The organism is Sulfitobacter pontiacus, from assembly GCF_040790665.1.
Lineage (GTDB): Bacteria > Pseudomonadota > Alphaproteobacteria > Rhodobacterales > Rhodobacteraceae > Sulfitobacter > Sulfitobacter pontiacus.
Genome location: NZ_CP160849.1, coordinates 519,142 through 542,935 on the forward strand (window position 1 = coordinate 519,142; position 23,794 = coordinate 542,935).

Consider the following 23,794-nt stretch of genomic DNA (forward strand, 5'->3'; position numbering starts at 1 on the left):
AAATTCGACGCGGTAGGTCATATTCGACATGAGCTGCGCGAAATTCTGTGCGCTACCGGAAATAGGCCGAAACGCGCTTGTAAATTTTGACACCGCGCGCGGGGGAGCGGCTGTAAACTTTGTTGCCGGATGGCCGCGATATAGGCGCAAGCTCTTGCTCTTTCCCGCGGCCGTGGCCTACCAAATGGTATTCGCGTTCACGGGAGGGAGCCGCATATGGGATATCACGACATTTACAAAAGCTGTCAGGACAACCCTGAAGCCTACTGGCTAGAGCAGTCCAAAGCCATCGATTGGGAGGAAGCGCCCCGTCAGGCGTTGTTCGACAAGGGCAATGATCTGTACGAATGGTTCGCCGACGCCAAAGTAAATGCGTGCTACAACGCCGTTGACCGCCATGTGGAAAACGGCCGTGCCGATCAGGTGGCGATCATCCATGACAGCCCGATCACCGGCACCCAGACCAAGATCACCTTTGCCGAGCTGCAAACCCGCGTCGCCGCTGTCGCCGGTGCGCTACAGGCCAATGGCGTGGGCAAAGGCGACCGCGTGATCATCTATATGCCGATGGTGCCCGAAGCGCTTGAGGCGATGCTCGCCTGCGCACGGATCGGGGCGGTACATTCGGTCGTGTTCGGCGGCTTTGCCTCGAACGAACTCGCCGTGCGGATCAACGACTGCACCCCCAAAGCGATCATCGCCGCTTCCTGCGGGTTGGAACCAGCGCGCGTCGTGGCCTATAAGCCGCTGCTTGACGGGGCCATTGAACAGGCCGACCACAAACCCGATTTCTGCCTGATCCTGCAACGCGAACAGGCCCCCTGCGATCTGACACCGGGGCGCGATCTGGATTGGCACGCGGCGCAAAAAGGCACCACCCCCGCGCCCTGCGTCGCGGTGGAGGGCAACCACCCCGCCTACATTCTTTACACCTCGGGCACGACCGGCGCGCCCAAGGGCGTGGTGCGCCAAACCGCGGGGCATCTGGTGGCGCTGAACTGGACGATGAAGAACATCTACAACGTCGATCCGGGCGATGTCTTCTGGGCCGCCTCCGATGTGGGCTGGGTCGTGGGGCACAGCTATATCTGCTATGGCCCGCTGGTGCATGGCAACACCACCGTCGTGTTCGAAGGCAAGCCCGTGGGCACACCCGATGCGGGCACCTTCTGGCGCGTCATTTCCGAACACAATGTCCGCAGCTTCTTTACCGCCCCCACCGCGATCCGCGCCGTCAAACGCGAAGATCCCAAGGGCGAGGAGATTGGCAAATATGACATTTCCTGCCTGCGCGCGCTGTATCTCGCGGGCGAGCGCGCTGACCCAGACACCGTGATCTGGGCGCAGGAAAAGCTGGGCATACCCGTCTATGACCATTGGTGGCAAACCGAAACCGGCTATACCATCGTGGGCAACCCCGCCGGACTAGAGGCGCTGCCGGTCAAGGTCGGCTCCCCCACGGTGCCGATGCCGGGTTATGACGTGCAAATCCTGAACGAGGCGGGTGAACCGCAACCCGCTGGCACTTTGGGGTCTATCGCGATCAAGCTGCCCCTGCCTCCCGGCACGTTGCCCACCCTGTGGAATGCCGAAGATCGCTTCCGCAAAAGTTACCTTACGACCTATCCCGGATACTACGAAACGGGGGATGCGGGCAGGATCGACGAGGATGGATATCTTTATATCATGGCGCGCACCGATGACGTGATCAACGTCGCCGGTCACCGCTTGTCCACCGGCGCGATGGAGGAGGTTCTGGCAGGCCACCCCGATGTGGCTGAATGTGCCGTGATCGGCGTCAGCGATCCGCTGAAAGGACAGGCTCCGATGGGGTTTGTGTGCCTGTCCAAAGGGGTCGACCGCCCCCATGCCGAGATTGCAGCCGAATGCCAGCAACGGGTGCGTGACCAGATCGGGCCAGTGGCTGCCTATAAGATGACGCTGGTGGTGGATCGCTTGCCCAAGACGCGTTCAGGCAAGATCCTGCGGGCGACGATGGTCAAACTGGCCGATGCAGAGCCGTTCAAGCTGCCCGCGACGATCGACGATCCGGCCATTCTGGACGAGATAAAGTCGGCGCTGCAAACCATCGGCTACGCCAAGGACACCTGATAGATCCGGCACCCCAGAACGCGAAAAAGGCGGCTGTAACAGCCGCCTTTTCTATTCAATATCCAGGCCAGTTAGTGTTTGGCCACGAAGCTGTCTACCTGACGCTCCGCCTCGTCTTTGGCAACGCCGTAGCGCGCCTGAATCTTGCCGACCAGCTGGTCGCGTTCGCCGGCGGCTTCTGTCAGGTCATCGTCGGTCAGATCACCCCATTCTTCTTTGACCTTACCGGTCATCTGGCTCCAGTTACCTTTGATTGTATCCCAATTCATGTCAGGTCTCCTTTTGCTAAAATTCCAAACGATGAAAGCACCTGAATGGCCTCTCATGCGTCTCGCAATATCAACGCGCCAAAGGCACCGCGGTTCCGCCTGAAACGCGGATTAGTTGAACTGCTCGCTGATCAGCCGTTCTTCCAGACCGTGGCCCGGATCGAACAGGATACGGTGCTTGATCAACGGGTCCGAGGTGATCTCGACCGCAACGACATCGCGGTAGGAATTCCCGTCGGCGTCGGCCATCACAGGACGTTTGGCGGGCTCCAGCACATCAAAGCGCACGGTCACCGTTTTCGGCAGCAAAGCCCCGCGCCAGCGCCGTGGCCGAAACGCCGCCATCGCCGTCAGGGCCAGCACATCCGCGCCAATCGGCAGGATCGGGCCGTGCGCGGAGTAATTATAGGCGGTGGACCCGGCAGGCGTCGCCACCAGCGCACCATCGCAGACCAGCTCTTCCATCCGCACGCGCCCGTCGACGCTGATCCGCAGCTTGGCGGCCTGCGGCCCCTCGCGCAGCAAGGCGACCTCGTTCAAGGCCAGCGCCTTGGAAGTCTCGCCATTCGCATGTGTGGCGACCATCACCAGCGGGTTGATCACCGCCTCTTCTGCTGCGCGTAGACGATCCACCAGATCCTCTTCGGCATAGGCGTTCATCAAGAACCCGATGGTGCCGCGGTTCATGCCATAGACCGGCGTCGACAGCTCTTGCGAGTCGTGCAGCGCCTGCAGCATGAACCCGTCCCCCCCGAGCGCGACGATAACCTCTGCCTCCTCGCGCGTGACATTGCCGTATCGCGCGCTCAGCGCCGTCAACGCATCCTGTGCTACATCAGAGCGGCTGGCGATAAAAGCGATCTTCATGGGCGGATGTTTCCAATGAGGGATATTCACAGTCAAAAGAACCACATATCGCGCCGACCTACCAGCTTTGCCGCATATGACGGTGCGACCGGCGCATTACGACCTTCACCCCCGTGCCGGATTAAGCTAGATAGCCCGCAACCCGCACACGTAGTCAAAGGAACCACGCCCATGTCCGGTTTTTTCACCACCCCCCTGTCCGAAGCCGATCCCGAAATCTTCGGGTCCATTACAGACGAGCTGGGTCGCCAGCGTAACGAGATCGAACTGATCGCCTCCGAAAACATCGTGTCTGCGGCTGTCATGGCGGCGCAGGGGTCGGTGATGACCAACAAATACGCCGAAGGCTACCCGGGCCGTCGCTATTATGGCGGGTGTGATTTTGTCGATGTGGCGGAAAACCTGGCGATTGAACGCGCGTGCAAATTGTTCAACTGCGATTTCGCCAACGTGCAGCCGAATTCGGGCAGCCAAGCCAACCAAGGCGTGTTCACCGCGCTGCTGCAACCCGGTGACACCATTCTGGGCATGAGCCTCGACGCGGGCGGCCACCTGACCCACGGGGCCAAGCCGAACCAATCCGGCAAATGGTTCAACGCCATCCAGTACGGCGTGCGCAAACAAGACAACCAGCTTGACTATGACCAGGTCGAAGCGCTCGCGAAGGAACACCAGCCCAAGCTGATCATCGCCGGCGGTTCCGCCATCCCGCGCCAGATCGACTTCAAGCGGATGCGCGAGATTGCCGATATGGTCGGTGCCTACCTGCAGGTGGACATGGCCCATTTTGCCGGTCTGGTCGCTGCGGGCGAACACCCCTCCCCCTTCCCCCATGCGCATGTGGCGACAACCACCACGCATAAAACCCTGCGCGGTCCGCGCGGCGGCATGATCCTGACCAACGACGAAGCGCTGGCGAAAAAGTTCAACTCGGCCATCTTCCCCGGTATTCAGGGTGGCCCGCTGATGCATGTGATCGCGGCCAAGGCCGTGGCCTTTGGTGAAGCGCTCAAGCCCGAGTTCAAGACCTACATCCAACAGGTCATCAAGAACGCCCAAGCACTCAGCGACCAGCTGATCAAAGGCGGGCTCGACACGATCACCCATGGCACCGACACCCACCTGCTGCTGGTCGACCTGCGCCCCAAAGGCGTCAAAGGGAACGACACCGAAAAAGCTCTGGGCCGCGCGCATATCACCTGCAACAAGAACGGTGTGCCGTTTGACCCTGAAAAGCCCATGGTCACCTCCGGCATCCGTTTGGGCTCGCCTGCGGCAACAACACGCGGGTTTGGTGAGGATGAATTCCGTCAGATCGCCGACTGGATCATCGAGGTTGTCGACGGGCTGGCTGCCAATGGTGCCGATGGCAACGCCGAGGTCGAAACCAAGGTCAAAGCCGAAGTCGAAGCGCTCTGCGCCCGCTTCCCGATCTACCCCAACCTCTAAAGCCCCAACCTTCAAAGCGATGTGCCCCGGGCCCTTCCAAATGGATTAAATCCCGGGGGGCCCGCAAGGGCGGGGCAGCGCCCCAAACCACGCCTAAAAACAAAGCCCCGCTTGCAGGTCCGCAGCGGGGCTTTTGCGTATTCGATCGTAACAGCAGCGCCCGTCAGACGTAGCCGCGCCACCACAGAAATGTGATGAACGCCACCGCAACGCACATCAGGTTGAACGCCACACTGGCCGCAAGACCAAGCCAGCGGTCCTTGCGCCGTTCGGCCACGTCGATCCCGGCAAGATGCTCCATCACGCGGTCATAGGCGGACTGCACCGTTGCCCCCTCGAGCCTGCGTGCCATCTTGGGGTTGCGCGCCATAAAAGCCGCCTGTGCAAAGACCTTGCCCTCACGCCGCACCCGCGCGGGCAGACGGCGCCCTGCGCGCGCCAACGCATGAGAGACATCGCGCCCCTGCACACCCAGCTTTGCCTGCAAGCCGCGCTGCATTTCACGTGCCTTGGTCTCTAGGTCTTTTTGATCCAGCATGTTTCAACCCTAAACGGTCTGGCACATCGGCTGCAATGGCCCTACATCTTGGGCATGTTGAATTACACTGAATATGGCACCGCAGGCGACGCCCCTGCCCTGCTGATCGTGCATGGTCTTTTCGGGTCAGGCCGCAATTGGGGCGTGATCGCCAAACGGATGTCCGATCAGCGCCGCGTGGTGACCGTCGACATGCGCAACCACGGGGACAGCCCGCGCGCGCAGACGCAAAGCTACCCCGAAATGGCCGCCGATCTGGCAGAGGTCATCACCCATCTTGGCGCGCCAATGGACGTCTGCGGGCATTCGATGGGCGGTAAGGCGGCCATGATGCTGGCGCTGAACCATCCCGAACTGGTGAAACGCCTGGTGGTCGCCGATATCGCTCCTGTCGCTTATGGCCACAGCCAGCAAGAGTTTATCGATGCGATGCGCACGGTCGATCTGGGTACGCTCACCCGCCGCTCCGACGCCTCTGACCAATTGGCGGCTGCGGGGGTCGAGCCCGCATTGCAAAGCTTTTTCACCCAGTCTCTGGATGTGCCCAACAAGGTGTGGAAGCTGAACCTTGATGTGCTTGAGGCAGAGATGTCCAAGATCGTCGGCTGGCCCGATGGGGTCGATGGACAATACGAGGGGGAGGTGCTGTTCCTGTCCGGCGGCAACTCAACCTATGTCAAACCCGAAGACCGCCCCGTGATCAAGGCGCTGTTCCCGCAAGCGCGCTTTGCCAAGCTGCCGGACACGGGCCATTGGCTGCATGCAGAAAAGCCGCGCGACTTCGAGGCGTCTTTGCGGGCCTTCCTGACGCTGGGGTGAGGCAAAGGGGCACCGCATCGGGCGGTGCTGCGCCCCTGCCACATGGGTGTTGCCTGAAAACACGCCCCATATCCCGACATGCCCCCTTGCACCTCTCCCCCCAAAGCCTATAACGCGGAGAATTTGCAAACATCCGGGGGCCTGAGCCATGCCAAAAAGAACCGATATCCAGTCGATCATGATCATTGGAGCGGGGCCCATTGTCATCGGTCAGGCGTGCGAGTTCGACTACTCCGGCGCGCAGGCCTGTAAGGCCCTGAAAGAGGAAGGCTACCGCGTCATCCTCGTGAACTCCAACCCTGCGACGATCATGACCGATCCGGGGCTGGCAGATGCCACCTACATCGAACCCATCACCCCTGAAATCGTCGCCAAGATCATCGAGAAAGAACGCCCCGACGCGCTGCTGCCAACGATGGGCGGGCAGACCGGTCTGAACACCTCGCTCGCGCTCGAAGAGATGGGCGTGCTCGAGAAATTCAACGTCGAGATGATCGGCGCGAAACGCGAAGCCATTGAAATGGCAGAGGATCGTAAGCTTTTCCGCGAGGCAATGGACCGTCTGGGCATCGAAAATCCCAAGGCGACCATCGTCACCGCGCCCGTTGCCGCCAGCGGTAAAAAAGACCTTGCGGCGGGCGTTCAGCTTGCGCTCGACGCGCTGGAATATGTCGGCCTGCCCGCGATCATCCGCCCTGCCTTCACCATGGGCGGCACCGGCGGCGGCGTGGCCTATAACCGCGACGATTACGAATTCTACTGCCGCTCGGGGATGGACGCGTCGCCGATGGGGCAGATCCTGATTGATGAGAGCCTGCTTGGCTGGAAAGAATACGAGATGGAAGTGGTGCGCGACACTGCTGACAACGCGATCATCGTATGCTCGATCGAGAACGTCGACCCGATGGGCGTGCACACAGGCGATTCGATCACCGTGGCCCCTGCCCTGACGCTGACCGACAAAGAATACCAGATCATGCGTAACCACTCGATCGCCGTGCTGCGCGAAATCGGCGTGGAAACAGGCGGATCGAACGTGCAATGGGCCGTGAACCCCGAAGACGGCCGCATGGTCGTGATCGAGATGAACCCGCGTGTATCGCGCTCCTCTGCGCTGGCGTCCAAGGCGACGGGTTTCCCCATCGCCAAGATCGCGGCCAAGCTGGCGGTGGGCTTTACCCTAGACGAGCTGGACAACGACATCACCGGTGTGACGCCTGCCTCCTTCGAGCCGACAATCGATTATGTCGTCACCAAGATCCCGAAATTCGCGTTCGAGAAATTTCCCGGCTCCGAACCCTACCTGACGACCGCGATGAAGTCTGTCGGCGAAGCGATGGCGATTGGCCGCACGATCCACGAGTCGCTGCAAAAAGCGCTGGCGTCGATGGAATCCGGGCTGACCGGCTTTGACGAAATCGACATCCCCGGTCTGGACAGTGACCTGCCCGCCGACGCACCACAGAACGAAGCCGCGCTGATTGCCGCGATCAGCAAGCAAACCCCCGACCGGATGCGCACCATTGCTCAGGCGATGCGTCACGGCATGTCTGACGTGGATATCCACGGTGTGACCATGTTCGACCCGTGGTTCCTTGCCCGCATCCGCGAGATCGTCGACGCCGAAGCGCAAGTCCGCAAAGACGGGCTGCCGCTGACCGAAGACGGGATGCGCAAGCTCAAGATGATGGGCTTTACCGATGCGCGCCTTGGCACGCTGACCGGTCGCGACGAAGACAACGTGCGCCGCGCGCGTCTGAACCTTGGCGTCAAGGCCGTGTTCAAACGGATCGACACCTGCGCCGCAGAATTCGAAGCGCAAACGCCCTACATGTATTCTACCTACGAGGCACCCGCCTTTGACGAGGTTGAATGCGAAGCCCGCCCCAGCGACCGTCAGAAAGTCGTCATTCTGGGCGGCGGACCGAACCGGATCGGCCAAGGGATCGAGTTCGACTATTGCTGCTGTCACGCCTGCTATGCGCTGACCGATGCGGGCTACGAAACGATCATGGTCAACTGTAACCCCGAAACCGTCTCGACCGACTATGACACCTCGGACCGGCTGTATTTCGAACCCGTCACCTTTGAACACGTGATGGAAATCCTGCGGGTTGAACAGGAAAACGGCACGCTGCACGGCGTCATCGTGCAGTTCGGCGGCCAGACACCGCTGAAAATCGCGCAAGCGCTGCAAGAGGCGGGCATCCCGATCCTTGGCACCACGCCCGACATGATCGACCTTGCCGAAGACCGCGAACGGTTCCAGCAGCTGGTGCAATCGCTGGGCCTGAAGCAGCCGCATAACGGTATCGCCCACTCCGACGCCGAAGCGCTTGAGATCGCAGCAGACATCGGCTTTCCGCTGGTGATCCGCCCGTCTTACGTTCTGGGCGGCCGCGCGATGGAGATCGTGCGCGATCAGGCCAGCCTTGAACGCTATATCCGCGACGCGGTGGTCGTATCAGGCAAAAGCCCCGTGTTGCTGGACCACTACCTGTCCGGTGCGGTCGAACTTGACGTAGACGCGCTGTCAGACGGCACGGATGTCCACGTTGCGGGTATCATGCAGCACATCGAAGAGGCCGGCGTTCATTCGGGCGACAGCGCCTGTTCGTTGCCCCCCTATTCGCTGAGCCGCGACATCATTGCCGAGGTCGAAAAACAGACCAAGGCGCTGGCGCTGGCGTTGAATGTAGTGGGCCTGATGAACATCCAGTTCGCGGTCAAGGACGGCGAGATCTACCTGATCGAAGTCAACCCCCGCGCCTCGCGCACCGTGCCCTTTGTCGCCAAGGCGACGGACAGCGCGATTGCGTCAATCGCTGCGCGGATCATGGCGGGCGAAAAGCTGTCGGCCTTCCCGCAACGCGCGCCCTACCGTGACGATGCCGCCTATGACGACGTGCTGCCTTTGGGTGATCCAATGACATTGGCGGACCCGAACATGCCTTGGTTCTCGGTCAAGGAAGCCGTGCTGCCCTTCGCCCGCTTCCCCGGCGTCGACACGCTACTTGGGCCGGAAATGCGGTCAACGGGCGAGGTTATGGGCTGGGACCGCGATTTCCCGCGTGCCTTCCTCAAGGCGCAGATGGGCGCGGGCAACCCGCTGCCGCGTAACGGCTGTGTGTTCTTCTCGATCAAGGATATGGACAAGTCGGATGACATGCTGACCGCCGCGCGTATCCTGCTGGAGCAAGGGTTCACCCTGCGCGCCACCCGTGGCACCGCCGCCTGGCTGACAGAGCATGACATCGCCTGCGAGATCGTGAACAAGGTCTACGAGGGTCGCCCGAACATCACCGACATGATGAAGGACGAAGCGATCCAACTGGTGATGAACACCACCGAAGGCGCGCAGGCGGTCGAGGACAGCAAATCCATCCGCTCTATCGCGCTGTATGACAAGATCCCGTATTTCACCACGGCCGCCGGTGCCTATGCCGCAGCGCTGGCCATCAAGGCACAAGCCGAAGACGAGATCGGCGTTAAATCGCTTCAGGGCTAACCTGCCCTTTCTGACCTGCGCCGCGTCTTTGATGCGTGGCGCAGGTCTTTCCCCTTTCCTCCCCCCCCCTCTCATTGTCCGTCGCCCTTGCATGCCAGCCCCGCTGGACTTGACCCCGCAGCCGTTTCTTGGCCTACTCGGACAACGCTGAAAAAGGTTTACCCATGTACACACCCGCCATTACTGGTAGCGGCATCTTTACGCCGGAACAGGTCATCACCAACGCCGAGCTGGTCAAGGCGTTCAACGCCTATGCCGATCTGTACAATGCCGAACACGCCGCTGAGATCGAGGCCGGAGAGTTTCCCGCCAAGGAACACTCGTCAGAGGAGTTCATCGTCAAGGCGTCGGGGATCGAACAGCGCTATGTCATGGATAAGACGGGTATTCTGGACCCCAAAGTGATGCACCCCCTGCTGCGCCAACGGTCCGACGACGAACCCGGCCTGATGGCCGAGATGGCGCTGGATGCGGCGCAAAAGGCGTTGCAGGCGGCGGGGAAAACCGCGGCTGATGTTGATGCCGTCATCTGCGCGGCGTCGAACCTTGAACGCGCCTATCCGGCGGTGGCGATCGAAATCCAGCAGTTGCTGGATATCAACGGCTTTGCCTTTGACATGAACGTCGCCTGTTCGTCCGCGACCTTCGGCATTCAAGCGGCGGCGGATATGATCCGCTCCGGCTCGATCCGCTCGGCGCTGGTGGTCTGCCCCGAGATATGCTCGGCTCATCTGGAATGGCGCGACCGTGACTGCCACTTCATCTTTGGGGACGTGGCCACCGCCGTGCTGATTGAACGCGCCGAAGACGCAGCCGGTGCTTATTTCGAGATCAAGTCGACCCGTTGCGCGACCGAGTTCTCGAACAACATCCGCAACAACAACGGCTTCTTACGCCGGTCCCGCCCCGATGGCGTCGCAGACCGCCGCGACATGCAGTTCATGCAGAACGGGCGCAAGGTGTTCAAAGAAGTGCTGCCGATGGTTGCCGAACACATCGCGGGCCACATGGCTGACGAAGGCGTTGAGGCCACTGATCTAAAGCGTCTGTGGCTGCATCAGGCGAATAAATCGATGAATGACTTCATCGGTCGCAAAGTGCTAGGGCGCGCGCCCGAAGCGGGCGAGCAGCCCAACATCCTGCAAGACTACGCCAACACCTCCTCTGCCGGGTCGATCATCGCGTTCTCAAAATACTCCGACGATCTGACTGATGGGGACACCGGGCTGATCTGTTCCTTCGGGGCCGGATATTCCGTGGGGTCTGTGCTGGTACAGCGCCACGGCTAGGCCCACCGGCAAAGAGCCACCGGCAAAGAGCCACCTCAACACCTGTGACATGTGGGGCGCGGTCTGCGACAGACGCGTCCCCGCTGCCCTCCCCCCACCTTGAACGCCAAGGTCGCCTGACGCTAAAGAGGGCCATGGCAAAGCTTTACTTTCATTATTCGACCATGAACGCGGGCAAATCGACCGTGCTTCTGCAGGCGGCTCATAACTATGTCGAACGCGGCATGGTCCCCTATCTGATGACCGCGAAATTCGACCACCGCGCCGGACACGGGCGGATCGCATCGCGTATCGGGATTGGGCACGAGGCCGACACTTTCGAGACGGACGAAGACCTTTTGGCGAAGATCGAAAAGCGTTTGGCTGAAGGCCCTTGCGCCTGCATCTTCATCGACGAGGCGCAGTTCCTCAGCCCTGATCAGGTCTGGCAATTGGCCCGAGCGGTGGATGACCTGCGGGTGCCTATCATGTGCTATGGGCTGCGCGTGGACTTCCGTGGTCTGCTCTTCCCCGGGTCTGCGACGCTGCTCGCCCTTGCCGATGAAATGCGCGAGGTGCGCACGATCTGCCACTGCGGCAAGAAAGCGACGATGGTGGTGCGACAGGATGCCGAAGGCAAAGCGATCCGCGAAGGGGCGCAGGTGCAGATCGGCGGCAACGAGACCTATATCTCATTGTGCCGCCGACATTGGCGCGAAGCCGTGGGCCGTTAAACGAGGTTCGGGGGCGTTTCGCCCGCGACGCCCGCTTTCAAATTCTCAACCGCCATCATCCACATATCCACACGCACCTCCCGGGAAGACGTGCCTAGATGCGGTAATAGCACCACGTTATCCAGATCCCGCAGGGCTTGCGGCACCTCTGGCTCGAACTCATACACATCCAGCCCTGCGCCGCCGATGGTGCCCGCTTGCAGGGCCTGGATCAAAGCGGCTTCCTCGACGATATTGCCGCGCGCGATGTTGATCAGGAAGGCATGCGGCTGCATCGCCGCTAGCACATCCGCATTGATCAGATGCTGCGTGTCGTCCCCGCCCGGCACGGCGATAACAACCACATCAACAGCGGCAACCAACCGTTTGAGATCACTGATATGTTCCGCCGGATAGGCGACGCTTTTCGCGCTGCGGCTAAAGTATTTCACATCCATCGAAAAGCCGTAGTGACAGCGCCGCGCGACGGCTTGACCAATACGCCCCATCCCGACGATCCCGACAGTCTTGCCCGTCAGATGCATGCCCAAAAGCTGCGAAGGCTCCCATCCGGACCATTGACCTGACCGCACAAGCCGTTCGCCTTCTCCCGCACGGCGTGCGGCCATCAGCATCAGCGTCATGGCGATATCGGCGGTGGCATCGGTCACAGCACCGGGCGTGTTAGAGACCTGAAGCCCCGCCGCCTTTGCCGCCTCGACATCGATGTGGTTATAGCCCACCCCGAAATTGGCGAGCATCTTGCACCGTGGCATGCCGACCTTGCCAAAGACATCCGCGGTAAAGCGGTCGCCCAAGGTGGCCAGCACCCCGTCATAGTCGCGCAGGGCGTCCTGCATCTCGTCCTCGGACAGGGGCGCGCTGTCCTCACGATAGGTCACGTCAAAGCCTTCCAGGGCCTCGTGCACTTCGGGGGGTGCAGGGCGGGCGATCAGTAGTTTCGTCAATGCAGACGTCCTCCGTTCGGGGTGGGTTGCGTGGGGCGCATCAGCACAATCGCCCCGTCCTCGTCCGGTACCCCAAGCACCAAAACTTCGGACATGAACGGCCCGATCTGACGCGGCGGGAAGTTGACCACCCCCATCACCTGCGTGCCGATCAGCGTCTCGGGCGTGTAATGCACCGTCACCTGGGCCGAGGTTATACGCTCACCGATATCGGGACCAAAGTCGATCCACATCTTGATCGCGGGCTTGCGCGCCTCGGGGAAGGGTTCGGCACGGGTGACCGTCCCGACCCTGATGTCGACTTTCATGAAGTCGTCAAAGCTGATCTCAGCCATTCGAAAGCTCGCGCGATCGGTCGGCGGCCGCCGCCACAGCGCGTTTGAGCAAGACCGGAAAGCCGTCTTGCTCGTTCATCAGCACGTCCAGCGCGGCCTGTGTGGTGCCGTTGGGGCTGGTCACGTTGACGCGCAGCTGGTCCGGGCCTTCGTCCGCGGATTTCGCCAGCGCCCCGGCCCCTGCGACCGTGGCCGTGGCGAGCTTTAGCGCGAGCTCGGGGCTAAGCCCCTGCGCGATCCCGCCCGCGGCCATGGTTTCGATCATGTGGAAGACATAGGCCGGACCCGAGCCGCTGACCCCTGTGACCGCGTCGATCTGGGATTCTTCCTCCAGCCGGACAACGTCGCCCACGGCCGACAGCAGCTCTTCAGCTTCATCCATACCCTTGGCGTCGACGTGGTCGTTGCCGACGATGGCGGTGATGCCTTGGCTGATGGCGGCGGGTGTGTTGGGCATGGCGCGCACGATCGGCGTCTGCTCCCCCAGCGTTTTCTCAAACGTCGCGATGGTGGTGCCGGCGGCGACGCTGACAAACACCGTCTTGCCGTTGCCCATGGCCTGCAACGTGGGCAGCGCGTCACCCATCATCTGGGGCTTCACCGCCACAAGAACCACAGCCGGCTCCTTGGGCAGATCGACGTTCAACTGCACGCCCTGCTCTTTCAACCAGTCAGAGGGTTTCGGATCGATGACATATACCGAAGATGTCGGAAGCCCGCGTGCCAGCCAGCCCGCCAGCATCGCGGATCCCATCTTGCCACAGCCCAGTAGAACCAAACCGTCTTTGGCGATGCGCGTATCTTTCATATCTGTACCCCTAAATTAACATTCGGGGATACACCTATGCGTGGCCGTACGCCTCTGCAATGGCAACCTGAAGGGCTTGTCGGGGCGTCTGGTCGCCCCAAACCGCCAGTTGCACCGCGGGATAATACCGCTCTGCGTTGCTCACGGCGGCGTTGATCATGGTATCAATCTGCTGCGCAGAGGCATCCTGCCCCCCGGCAAGAACCAGCCCGTAGCGATAAACCATCAGCTTTTGTTCCGGCCAATATGTGAAGGCACCGGTCCAGCATTGATCGTTCACATCGTTGAGCAAGTGATAGAGCACCGGCAGTTTTTCCGCGGGCGGATCCATTTCGAAGGTGCAGACAAGGCGCAGGGTTTCGTCAAAGGGCGACCACGCGAGGGTGATGGAATAGGTCCGCCACTGCCCTTCGACGGCCATCGCGATCTGTTCGTCCGATATACGGTCGAAGTCCCAGTCGTGATACGCCGCGAGATTTTCTACGATGTCGATGGGGTGAATGTCTTCTTCAAGATACTGCTCTGTCAGGGCCATGTGGTCACCTCTTTGGATCCGGGTATTCATATGCGCAGGCACATCAATACATGGGTGCATCTACCATAAATCGCCGAAGCTCTTAGCGACCTATACCAAATATGGTGCGCGCAACGCGGCCCTGAGGCAAGTCTTTTTCTGGGGGTAACCACGAAAGATAGGGGATAACCTCAGTATCTTGTGGATAAAAGCAGCATAACCCCCAATCTATAGAGCACTGACCCCGACAGACAGCATTAGAGGCGAAGATGCCACCCCGAAAATGAACACACCCGCCAAAAGGCGGGTGCGGATCACATCGTTCAACGTAGGCCGAAGGTAAGCGCGGCGATCAGCCCTTGCTGTCCATCGCATCAAGCCGCGCCTTCAGCGCTTCATTCTCTTCGCGGGCTTTTTGCGCCATGGCGCGCACCGCGTCGAATTCTTCGCGTGTCACGAAATCACGGTCTGCCAGCCAACGGTCCAGCATGCCCTTCATCGCGGTCTCTGCTTCGGTCTTGGCCCCTTGGGCCACGCCCATGGCATTGGTCATCATCTGCGAGATGTCGTCGAAAATCTTGTTGCGCGTTTGCATGGTCATTCTCTCCTGATCGGCTGTTGCTCACTATATGGTGTGCAAAGCGGGTTCTCGCAAGGTTGACTTCCGTTTACGGTCAGGCTCAATCAGCGCATGAATGCAATGCTCCCCTTCCCCGACCTGTCGCCCGAGATTTTCTCGTTCACGTTATTTGGCATGACCGTCGCCCTGCGCTGGTATGCGCTGGCCTATATCGTCGGCATCCTTGTCGGCTGGCGCATCGTTGTGCGCGCCGTTGAACGGCCCCGGCTTTGGGCGGGCAATACCCCCGTCATGACCAAACAGCAGGTCGAGGATCTGCTTTTCTGGGTCATTCTCGGCGTCATTCTGGGCGGGCGTCTGGGATATGTACTGTTCTATCAACCGGGCTATTACCTCAGCAATCCCGCGCAGATCCTACGGATCTGGGAGGGGGGCATGTCGTTCCACGGCGGCGCGCTTGGGGTGATCTTTGCGGGCATCGCCTATACCAAACGTCACGGCATCAGCACGATCTCTACCGGTGATGTCGTCTGTCTGGGGCTGGCACCCGGCCTGTTTCTGGGGCGTCTGGCGAATTTCATCAATGCAGAGCTTTGGGGCCGCCCCACCGATCTGCCCTGGGGCGTGGCCTTTCCCACGGTGGCCGCACAGGACTGCCCGGACATTGCGACGATCTGTGCACGGCATCCCTCGCAGCTATATGAGGCGCTGCTTGAAGGGCTGATCCTTGGGGCCCTGCTGATCTATCTGGCATGGCGCCGCGGCGGGCTGAAATCAGAGGGGCTGATTGGCGGAGTCTTTCTGGCCGGCTACGGGGCCGCGCGTTTCATCGTCGAATTCGTACGCCAACCTGATGCGCAATTTGTCAGCGCCAACAACCCGCTGGGGCTGGCGTGGCATGTGAACGGCTGGGGGCTGACCATGGGCCAACTGCTGAGCCTGCCGATGATTGCAATCGGGGTGTTCCTGATCTTGCGGGCGACGCGCAAGGCATGACCACACTACGCGACATTCTACACAGCCGCATCGCGTCCAACGGGCCGATGCGGATCGACGAATATATGGCCACCTGCCTGCTGCACCCAACGCAGGGCTATTATACCACCCGTGACCCCTTTGGTGCCCAAGGCGATTTCACCACTGCCCCCGAGATCAGCCAGATGTTCGGAGAGCTGTTGGGCCTGTGTCTCGCGCAGAGCTGGCTCGCCCAAGACGCGCCTTCGGCCTTCACCTTGGCCGAGCTTGGCCCCGGCCGCGGCACCCTGATGGCCGATATCCTGCGCGCGACCCGTAACGTGCCCGGCTTTATCGAGGCGGCGCGAGTTACGCTGGTAGAGGCGTCCCCGACGCTGCGCGATGTGCAGGCCAAGACCCTTGCGGGGCATCAGGTGATCTGGGCCGACGGGACCGACGCGCTGCCCGACCAGCCGCTTTTTCTGGTGGCGAATGAATTTTTCGACGCGCTGCCGATCCGCCAGTTCGTCCGTGGCGATACATCGTGGCGCGAACGACAGGTTGGGCTGGCGGACGGCGCGTTGAGCTTTGGGCTGGGGCCCGAGCTGCCGCAACCCGCGTTGGCCGACCGGCTGGCCGATACCACACCCGGCGATCTGGTCGAGGATTGCACCCAGCTTGCGCCGATCCTCCACCCGGTGTCGGAACGGATCGCGACCCACGGCGGTGCCGCGCTGATCGTGGATTATGGCGACTGGCACAGTCTGGGCGATACCTTGCAGGCGCTGCAGGGCCATGAAAAAGCCGATCCGCTGGCCGCCCCTGGCCAAGCCGATTTGACAGCACACGTCGATTTTGAAAAGCTTGCCCTCGCAGCCGCACCGGCTAGCCACACTCGCATCACCCCGCAGGGCGTCTTTCTTGAACGCCTCGGGATCACTCAACGCGCACAGACCCTTGCCAAGAGCATGACCGAGGACGCGCTGAACGCCCATGTCGCCGCACATAGACGCTTGACGCATCCGTCAGAAATGGGAAATTTGTTTAAAGTGATGGGGATTTATCCTCCGCACCATAGCCCGCCCCCAGGATTGGAACCATGACGCTGGAAATACTCACCTCCGATAGTCTTGGCGACGTGCGCCACGGTTTCTTTACGCGCCGCGGCGGTGCTTCCTCTGGCGTGTTTGTCGGGCTGAATTGCGGGGTTGGCAGTTCCGACCAGCGCGAGGTCGTAGAGATCAATCGTGCCCGTGTCGCCGATGCAATGGACGTGGCACCGGACCATCTGGTTGGCGTGCATCAGATCCATTCCGCCACCGTCATTAGCGTCGATGGCCCCCTGAACGAGAAACCCCGCGCCGATGCGCTGGTCACCGCGACACCGGGGCTGGCCTTGTCGATCCTGACCGCTGATTGCCAGCCTGTGCTGTTCCACGACGCAGAGGCCGGCGTGATCGGGGCGGCGCATGCCGGTTGGCGCGGCGCGCTCGACGGGGTGCTGACGGCCACGGTCGAGGCGATGGAAGACCTTGGCGCCACGCGCGACAATATCACAGCGGTGATCGGCCCCTGCATCAGCCAGCGCGCCTATGAGGTCGGGCCAGAGTTCATCGACGCCTTCCTAGCAGAAGATCCGACATTCGCCCGCTATTTCGCAAATGGCACCGATGACCGGATGCAGTTCGATCTTGCGGGCTTTGGCCTGAACCGCCTGCGCGCCGCGGGTGTGGGCCATGCGGAATGGACGCGCCACTGCACCTATAGCGATGCTGATCGTTTCTATAGCTACCGTCGCAGCACCCACGCGAAAGAGGCTGACTATGGCCGGCTGATCGCTGCGATTGTGCTATAGAAGCGTGAATTTAGGCAGCAATGCGACAGGCACCTGCCCAGATTTCGCCCCATAGCTGGCCAGCAGCCTGTTTGAATGGCGGCGCATTTTCTACCACAGGTCATAAATTCAAGGGTGTTCCGCGCTTTTGAGGCCGTGCCACAAACCGCGCCCAGGTCTGCTCGAATTATCTGTATTTTTTCGCGAAATGTCCAATCGGTGCCCGAAAGCATTTGCATAGTGATCCTCGACGAAAGGGCATTGCCCATAGACAATAGGATACAGAGCATGAAAACCAACGCACGCTTCATCAAATCGGTTATCGACGCTTCCAACAAGGAAGGCGTGAACCTGCCTTGGTCCCGTGGCACACGCCGCGCCGCGTTTATCGCGAAACGCGCTGCCCTGACGTCCCAGCAAAAAGCCGCCTGAACAGGGTCGGCTTACGGCCCCGGGGTTCTTGGGCCAGCCGGTGACCCTGCGCGCGACGGGCGGGTGCCTGTCCACACAGATGGTTTGAGACCGATCACAAACATTCTCTGCGCGCGGGCCTCTCTCGCGCGGATTAATCCGGATCGCAGGTGTTTCAGCGGGGGCTAGGCACGTGGGATCGACCATATAAAGGTCACATTATGACATTGCATACTGCCCCCGATTTCATCCCCTCCCCTACACATACGGCGCAATCAGCAGCCTCCCGTTCGGTTATGCGGGAGGCGCGTGCCAGATCTACCGGACGCACCCGCGCGTATGAGATTGCGGTGCTGCGTCAGGACGGCTCCGTCTTTGTGACCGAAGGCTACGCCCCTGCCACACCGTTGTTCGAAGAACCGTTTTCCGCTTTCGCCCATGGCACGTTGATCAGCACGACCCAAGGGGAAATCCCGGTCGAAGACCTTTGCCCCGGTGACCGGATCGTACAGGCCGACGGGCTGCACACTCCGCTTCTTTGGGTTGGATCAAGCAAGTTCGTCCCTGCGGATATCGGCCATCGCACGCCGCTTGTACGGGTCATGGCGGACAGTCTAGGGCTGGCGCGCCCCTCTGGTTTCCTGACCTTCGGCCCCGCTGCGCGCATCCTGCATACGCCACAAAGTCTTCGCGGCGCAGAACAGACGCGCAAGGTCTTTACCCTGATGCGAGATCTGGTGGACGGGGTGAATATAATCGAAATTCAGCCTCCGACGCCGGTACGGCTGTATCACTTGGGTCTTGCCCGTCATGCCGCGATCAGCGTCAGCGGTCTGGAGATGGAGACATTTCACCCCGGCCCGTCGACAATCGCAGCCCTGCCGCTGCATCAACGTGACGCGTTTTTATCAATGTTTCCGCATATCGGTGGTGCCAAAGACTTTGGCCCGCTGTGCCACCCCCGCGCGTCAGAACGGTCAGACCCGATCTACGCTGCGCAATAGCCCTTAGGGTTCGCTTTTCAGACGGCTTTCCAGCACATCAAAAGGCACGCCCGGTTCGTCTTTGGCCGGGCGGATCACAAGGCTGGTTTTGACGCTTTCCACATTGGGAGTCGTCAGCAATTGTCCGGTCAGAAAGCTCTGGAAGCTGGACAGATCGGGGGCGACGCATTTCAGCAGGAAATCCACCTCGCCGTTGAGCATGTGACATTCGCGGACCAGCGGCCAGTTGCGGCACTTCTCTTCAAAGGCGGTGAGGTCGGATTCAGCCTGGCTGGCCAGACCGACCATCGCGAAGACCTGTACCTCGAACCCCAGCTCGCGCGCGTTAACATTCGCGTGGTAGCCGCGGATATATCCGCTTTCCTCAAGGGTCCGGACCCGGCGCAGGCACGGCGGTGCAGAGATGCCTACACGTTTGGCCAACTCAACGTTGGTCATGCGCCCGTCCGCCTGCAATTCGGCTAAAATTTTCCGATCAATCGGATCAAGCCGCGTCCCTGCCATAATACCCCCATAGGATTTTCAATTGTTATAGCACCAACATCGTTGGACGCAATAATCTTTCGCCGGTGCGCAATGTTCTGAATTCAAGCAAAAATCAACCGCATTTTCGATGACGGCGATCTTTGCAGGGCGGATATGCAAACTTGGGGTTTAAGGCAACCCGAGGGGCGTCTATATCGGTTGGAACGCAACAAATGACACATTCTGGGGTTCTTTATCATGGCCGAAACTCGCGAAACCAAGCTTTTGATCATCGGCTCCGGCCCTGCTGGATATACTGCCGGTGTCTATGCCAGCCGCGCGATGCTGAACCCGATCCTTGTACAAGGCATCGAACCGGGCGGGCAGTTGACCACCACAACCGAGGTTGAAAACTGGCCCGGCGACAGCGAGGTGCAGGGCCCCGATCTGATGATCCGCATGCAGGACCACGCCAAGGCGATGGGGACCGAGATCATCGGCGACATCATCACCGATCTGGACCTGTCCAGCCGCCCCTTCCACGCCAAGGGCGACAGCGGCACGACCTATGTGGCCGACGCCGTGATCCTTGCAACAGGTGCACGGGCAAAATGGCTGGGGCTTGAGACCGAAGAGAAGTTCAAAGGCTTCGGCGTTTCGGCCTGTGCCACCTGCGACGGCTTCTTCTATCGCAATCAGGAAATCGTGGTCATCGGGGGTGGCAACACCGCCGTGGAAGAAGCGCTGTTCCTGACCAACTTCGCCTCCAAGGTCACCTTGATCCACCGCCGGGACGAGCTGCGCGCCGAGAAGATCCTGATCGACCGGCTGATGAAAAATCCAAAGATCGAACCGCTGTGGTTCCACCAACTGGATGAAGTCTATGGTACCGATGCGCCGCTTGGTGTCGAAGGGGTCAAGGTCAAGCATGTCGAAACCGGCGAGATCACCGATATTCCGTGCAAAGGTGTCTTCGTCGCCATCGGCCACGCGCCCGCGAATGAACTGGTCAAGGATACGCTGGAAACGCATATGGGCGGCTATGTCGTCACCAAGCCGGACAGCACCGAAACCTCTGTCCCCGGTGTATTCGCGGCGGGCGACCTGACCGACCACAAATACCGTCAGGCCGTGACCAGCGCCGGCATGGGCTGCATGGCCGCGCTAGAGGCTGAACGATTCCTTGCGGAAGTTGGCGATGACGAAGGCAAAGACACATCGCTGCCGCTTGGCTATGGAGCCGAGGTAAAAGACGACGCATAACGTTCGCCTAGGATGGCATTTGCTGGGATAAGATTGCCTTTTCCCAGCAAAAAACACGTCGCTGTCCGTAATTCGCCGCAAAGCGGCTACAAAGGTTGCCTAGCCCAATCGGTGCGGTCTATCAGCCCGAATATTCGAATTTGAACCTAAAATATTGCGAGACGCCCATGCAAACGCCCAACCTTGCTCCGATCCCTGAACTCTATGTCTCTTACGACTCGGCGCAGAAGCTGAAGGTGGAAGCTGGCGATCTGGTCAGCCATGACCTGACGCCGCGCCAGATCTGCGATCTAGAGCTGCTGATGAACGGTGGCTTCAACCCTCTTAAGGGTTTCTTGACCGAAGAAGACTATGACGGTGTTGTCGAAAACATGCGTCTGGCGGATGGGTCGCTGTGGCCGATGCCGATCAACCTTGATGTGTCCGAAAAGTTTGCCGAAGGGCTCGAGATCGGGCAGGACATTGCGCTGCGCGATCAGGAAGGCGTGATTTTGGCGGTCATGACCGTCACCGACCGTTGGGCCCCAAACAAGGCCCGCGAGGCAGAGAAAGTCTTTGGCGCGGATGACAGCGCGCATCCGGCGGTGAACTATCTGCACAACACCGCGGGCAACGTCTATCTGGGCGGCCCTGTGACGGGCATCCAGCAGCCCGTCCACTATGATTTCAAGGCGCGTCGCGACACGCCGAACGAGCTGCGCGCCTATTTCCGCAAGATGGGTTGGCGCAAGGTTGTGGCCTTCCAGACCCGCAACCCCCTGCACCGGGCACACCAGGAACTGACCTTCCGCGCCGCGCGTGAAGCGCAGGCGAACCTTCTGATCCACCCCGTTGTCGGCCTGACCAAGCCCGGCGATGTGGACCACTTTACCCGCGTGCGCTGCTACGAGGCCGTGCTGAACAAATACCCCGCCGCCACCACCGCGATGAGCCTGCTGAACCTCGCCATGCGCATGGCCGGCCCCCGCGAGGCGGTGTGGCACGGTCTGATCCGCAAGAACCACGGCTGCACCCATTTCATCGTGGGCCGCGACCATGCGGGCCCCGGCAAGAACTCTGCCGGTGAGGATTTCTATGGTCCCTATGACGCGCAGGATCTGTTCCGCGCCCATGAGGAAGAAATGGGCATCGAAATGGTTGACTTCAAACATATGGTTTGGGTCGCCGAGCGCGCACAATACGAGGCGATTGACGAGATCGAAGACAAGGATGACATCACCATCCTCAACATCTCGGGCACCGAGTTGCGTCGCCGGCTGCAGGAAGGGCTGGAAATCCCCGAATGGTTCTCCTTCCCCGAGGTGGTTGAAGAGCTGCGCCGCACCAAGCCGCCACGCAACAAGCAGGGCTTTACCGTCTTCTTCACCGGTTTCTCAGGCTCGGGGAAATCGACAATCGCCAATGCTTTAATGGTCAAACTGATGGAGATGGGCGGCCGTCCCGTCACGCTTCTGGATGGCGATATCGTTCGCAAAAACCTGTCGTCGGAATTGGGCTTTAGCAAAGAGCACCGCGATCTGAACATCCGCCGCATCGGCTATGTCGCCTCCGAGATCACCAAGAACGGCGGCATCGCCATCTGTGCGCCGATTGCACCTTACGCCACCACCCGCCGCGCCGTGCGCGAAGACGTGGAAAGCTTTGGCGCCTTCGTCGAGGTCCATGTCGCCACCTCCATCGAGGAATGCGAACGCCGCGACCGCAAGGGGCTGTACAAGCTGGCGCGCGAAGGCAAGATCAAGGAATTCACAGGGATTTCAGACCCCTATGACGTTCCCGAAACCCCCGAACTGCGCGTCGAGACAGAGAATGTCGACGTGGACAACTGCGCGCATCAGGTGCTGCTCAAGCTGGAAAGCATGGGGCTGATTAAGGGGTAACCCTTTCGCCAAGTCGGATACAGAAAGGCCAGCCCTCATAGGCTGGCCTTTTACGTGCGCGTTGTTGGACGTCGTGCACAAAAAAGGGCCGCAAAACAGCGACCCTTTTTGTTTAATTTTATATGTTGCGCCTTAATGCACCATCACGGGCGCATAGTCATGATCGCGCGCGAGGCTAAAGGCGAGCTTGCGGTCACCGACCAGCGCCAGCTGCTGCCCTTCGGCGTCATGCACGGCGTATAGCTGTTTTAGCCCTTCCGCCTGCTCGCGCACTTCGAGGGGAAGGTCGGACACGGCAATCATCTTGACGTAGACGGTACGGTCCTGAACATGCGTTTCTTCGTTATGCATTTTATTCCCCTTTTCTGATCTTGATGGTCTGAACGACTTTTTCGGGCTTCGCGCGGGTGAGATCGACGTGTAACAGGCCGTTTTCAATCAGCGCTTCGCCAACGTCTACACCGTCGGCCAGTACGAAGGATCGTTGGAACTGGCGTGCGGCGATCCCGCGGTGCAAAAAGATTCGGTCTTCTTGCGTGTCGACCTGACGGCCACGGATCACAAGCTGTCTATCCTCAACGGTTATAGAGAGATCTTGTTCCGCAAAACCTGCGACCGCAAGCGTAATGCGGTAGCTATAGTCCGATGTTTGTTCAATGTTGAACGGTGGATAGCCTTCGTTTCCGGCCTTCGCCGTACGTTCCATCACCCGTTCCAACTGCTCGAAACCCAGCATATGCGGGTAGGAAGCCAGCGTTAATTTCGTCATAAGACACGTCCTTTAAGATAAGCGACAGTCAGTCATCCGGCCCCGTATTCGGCGACCTGCATCAAATATGGGGGCCATGGGGGCAGGACGCAAGGGCTATGCCTTTGAATTGCAACCGCCTATATTCGCAGGCCTAGATATAGCAAGAATCAGCCAAACCTATGAATCCTCCCTCCGACCTGTCGATGAAGAATGACGATGTCCTGCGTGTCGAGCTTGAGGTGTTTCGCCGCGAGCATCGCGATCTGGATGATGCCATTCAGGCGCTGGTCGACAAGGGGACAGGCGATCAGCTGACGCTGCAGCGGCTGAAAAAACGCAAGCTGCGCCTGAAAGACCTGATTGCCCAGATCGAAGACCGGCTGACCCCCGATATTACCGCCTGACAGCGCCCGCCAGCGGATTGCCACGCGGGCGATCATGGCTATAGTGCGCGCTTCTTATACGCTCTAGCAAAGGCCCCTTT

At 60.3% G+C, this 23,794-nt stretch carries 25 protein-coding genes; 14 read left to right on the forward strand and 11 right to left on the reverse strand.

Translation table 11 applies throughout. The features are described 5' to 3' along the window. The first annotated feature begins 216 nt into the window (after positions 1–216). Positions 217–2,112: a propionyl-CoA synthetase gene (locus AB1495_RS02500; protein WP_005849483.1), complete on the forward strand. Its 1,896-nt coding sequence runs from the start codon at positions 217–219 to the stop codon at positions 2,110–2,112. Between the two features lie 71 nt (positions 2,113–2,183). On the opposite strand, the gene AB1495_RS02505 is transcribed toward AB1495_RS02500, so the two are convergent. Further along, a complete protein-coding gene (locus AB1495_RS02505; protein WP_005849485.1) occupies positions 2,184–2,381 on the reverse strand; it encodes a CsbD family protein in 198 nt (65 codons plus the stop codon). Positions 2,382–2,492: 111 nt separating this feature from the next. After that, on the reverse strand, positions 2,493–3,248 hold the full coding sequence (locus AB1495_RS02510) for an NAD kinase (RefSeq protein ID WP_005849487.1): 756 nt from the start codon (positions 3,246–3,248) through the stop codon (positions 2,493–2,495). 171 nt (positions 3,249–3,419) lie between these two features. Between AB1495_RS02510 and glyA the strand changes: the two genes are divergently transcribed. Further along, entirely contained in the window at positions 3,420–4,697 is a 1,278-nt protein-coding gene (gene glyA / locus AB1495_RS02515; RefSeq protein WP_074634686.1) for a serine hydroxymethyltransferase, read from the forward strand. A 163-nt stretch (positions 4,698–4,860) separates the two neighbouring features. On the opposite strand, the gene AB1495_RS02520 is transcribed toward glyA, so the two are convergent. Next, entirely contained in the window at positions 4,861–5,235 is a 375-nt protein-coding gene (locus tag AB1495_RS02520) for a hypothetical protein (RefSeq protein WP_074634687.1), read from the reverse strand. Positions 5,236–5,289: 54 nt separating this feature from the next. Between AB1495_RS02520 and AB1495_RS02525 the strand changes: the two genes are divergently transcribed. The 4 genes from AB1495_RS02525 to AB1495_RS02540 all read left to right on the forward strand — a co-directional run bounded on the left by AB1495_RS02525 (position 5,290) and on the right by AB1495_RS02540 (position 11,564). Then, a complete protein-coding gene (locus tag AB1495_RS02525; protein WP_074634688.1) occupies positions 5,290–6,054 on the forward strand; it encodes an alpha/beta fold hydrolase in 765 nt (254 codons plus the stop codon). A gap of 148 nt (positions 6,055–6,202) precedes the next feature. Continuing rightward, positions 6,203–9,562, forward strand: coding sequence for a carbamoyl-phosphate synthase large subunit (gene carB / locus AB1495_RS02530; RefSeq protein ID WP_074634689.1), 3,360 nt, complete (start codon positions 6,203–6,205; stop codon positions 9,560–9,562). Positions 9,563–9,726: 164 nt separating this feature from the next. Beyond that, complete coding sequence (locus AB1495_RS02535; RefSeq protein ID WP_074634690.1) at positions 9,727–10,851, forward strand: beta-ketoacyl-ACP synthase III; 1,125 nt, start codon at positions 9,727–9,729, stop codon at positions 10,849–10,851. Positions 10,852–10,985: 134 nt separating this feature from the next. Then, the gene (locus AB1495_RS02540) at positions 10,986–11,564 is read left to right on the forward strand and encodes a thymidine kinase (protein WP_005849498.1); all 579 of its coding nucleotides are present in this window, start codon (positions 10,986–10,988) and stop codon (positions 11,562–11,564) included. Here the strand turns inward: AB1495_RS02540 and AB1495_RS02545 are convergent. The 5 genes from AB1495_RS02545 to AB1495_RS02565 form a co-directional block, all read right to left on the reverse strand. After that, positions 11,561–12,511, reverse strand: a complete 951-nt coding sequence (locus tag AB1495_RS02545; RefSeq protein WP_074634691.1) for a D-glycerate dehydrogenase — start codon at positions 12,509–12,511, stop codon at positions 11,561–11,563. The two genes, AB1495_RS02540 and AB1495_RS02545, sit on opposite strands and share 4 nt — an antisense overlap. Then, positions 12,508–12,846, reverse strand: a complete 339-nt coding sequence (locus AB1495_RS02550; RefSeq protein ID WP_074634692.1) for a tRNA-binding protein — start codon at positions 12,844–12,846, stop codon at positions 12,508–12,510. Before AB1495_RS02550 ends, AB1495_RS02545 begins: the two co-directional genes overlap by 4 nt. Further along, positions 12,839–13,654: a pyrroline-5-carboxylate reductase gene (gene proC, locus AB1495_RS02555; RefSeq protein WP_074634693.1), complete on the reverse strand. Its 816-nt coding sequence runs from the start codon at positions 13,652–13,654 to the stop codon at positions 12,839–12,841. Before proC ends, AB1495_RS02550 begins: the two co-directional genes overlap by 8 nt. A gap of 34 nt (positions 13,655–13,688) precedes the next feature. Next, positions 13,689–14,189, reverse strand: coding sequence for a YbjN domain-containing protein (locus AB1495_RS02560; protein ID WP_005849506.1), 501 nt, complete (start codon positions 14,187–14,189; stop codon positions 13,689–13,691). 331 nt (positions 14,190–14,520) lie between these two features. Further along, positions 14,521–14,763: an accessory factor UbiK family protein gene (locus AB1495_RS02565; protein WP_005849508.1), complete on the reverse strand. Its 243-nt coding sequence runs from the start codon at positions 14,761–14,763 to the stop codon at positions 14,521–14,523. Between the two features lie 96 nt (positions 14,764–14,859). Between AB1495_RS02565 and lgt the strand changes: the two genes are divergently transcribed. The 5 genes from lgt (at position 14,860) to AB1495_RS02590 (ending at position 18,951) form a co-directional block, all read left to right on the forward strand. Next, on the forward strand, positions 14,860–15,744 hold the full coding sequence (gene lgt, locus AB1495_RS02570) for a prolipoprotein diacylglyceryl transferase (protein WP_074634694.1): 885 nt from the start codon (positions 14,860–14,862) through the stop codon (positions 15,742–15,744). Next, the gene (locus AB1495_RS02575; protein WP_074634695.1) at positions 15,741–16,805 is read left to right on the forward strand and encodes a class I SAM-dependent methyltransferase; all 1,065 of its coding nucleotides are present in this window, start codon (positions 15,741–15,743) and stop codon (positions 16,803–16,805) included. Before lgt ends, AB1495_RS02575 begins: the two co-directional genes overlap by 4 nt. Then, the gene (gene pgeF / locus AB1495_RS02580) at positions 16,802–17,557 is read left to right on the forward strand and encodes a peptidoglycan editing factor PgeF (RefSeq protein WP_074634696.1); all 756 of its coding nucleotides are present in this window, start codon (positions 16,802–16,804) and stop codon (positions 17,555–17,557) included. Before AB1495_RS02575 ends, pgeF begins: the two co-directional genes overlap by 4 nt. A gap of 267 nt (positions 17,558–17,824) precedes the next feature. Continuing rightward, entirely contained in the window at positions 17,825–17,968 is a 144-nt protein-coding gene (locus AB1495_RS02585) for a hypothetical protein (RefSeq protein WP_005849514.1), read from the forward strand. A 200-nt stretch (positions 17,969–18,168) separates the two neighbouring features. Then, entirely contained in the window at positions 18,169–18,951 is a 783-nt protein-coding gene (locus AB1495_RS02590) for a Hint domain-containing protein (protein WP_074634697.1), read from the forward strand. A 3-nt stretch (positions 18,952–18,954) separates the two neighbouring features. On the opposite strand, the gene AB1495_RS02595 is transcribed toward AB1495_RS02590, so the two are convergent. Continuing rightward, positions 18,955–19,455 carry an Lrp/AsnC family transcriptional regulator gene (locus AB1495_RS02595; RefSeq protein ID WP_005849518.1) on the reverse strand — a complete coding sequence of 167 codons (501 nt, stop codon included), beginning with the start codon at positions 19,453–19,455 and terminating at the stop codon, positions 18,955–18,957. A gap of 219 nt (positions 19,456–19,674) precedes the next feature. Here AB1495_RS02595 and trxB point away from each other — a divergent pair, with 219 nt between their 5' ends. Together trxB and AB1495_RS02605 are read left to right on the forward strand one after the other, a co-directional pair. Continuing rightward, entirely contained in the window at positions 19,675–20,679 is a 1,005-nt protein-coding gene (gene trxB / locus AB1495_RS02600) for a thioredoxin-disulfide reductase (RefSeq protein ID WP_005849520.1), read from the forward strand. A 167-nt stretch (positions 20,680–20,846) separates the two neighbouring features. Further along, the gene (locus AB1495_RS02605) at positions 20,847–22,559 is read left to right on the forward strand and encodes a bifunctional sulfate adenylyltransferase/adenylylsulfate kinase (RefSeq protein ID WP_074634799.1); all 1,713 of its coding nucleotides are present in this window, start codon (positions 20,847–20,849) and stop codon (positions 22,557–22,559) included. 132 nt (positions 22,560–22,691) lie between these two features. On the opposite strand, the gene AB1495_RS02610 is transcribed toward AB1495_RS02605, so the two are convergent. Together AB1495_RS02610 and AB1495_RS02615 are read right to left on the reverse strand one after the other, a co-directional pair. Then, entirely contained in the window at positions 22,692–22,910 is a 219-nt protein-coding gene (locus AB1495_RS02610; RefSeq protein WP_009825186.1) for a DUF1150 family protein, read from the reverse strand. 1 nt (position 22,911) lies between these two features. Beyond that, positions 22,912–23,328 (reverse strand): Hsp20 family protein, encoded by a 417-nt coding sequence (locus tag AB1495_RS02615; protein ID WP_005849527.1) that lies wholly within the window; start codon positions 23,326–23,328, stop codon positions 22,912–22,914. A gap of 161 nt (positions 23,329–23,489) precedes the next feature. On the opposite strand from AB1495_RS02615, the gene AB1495_RS02620 reads away from it, so the two are divergent. After that, positions 23,490–23,714, forward strand: coding sequence for a YdcH family protein (locus tag AB1495_RS02620; RefSeq protein ID WP_005849528.1), 225 nt, complete (start codon positions 23,490–23,492; stop codon positions 23,712–23,714). Positions 23,715–23,794: the final 80 nt, after the last annotated feature.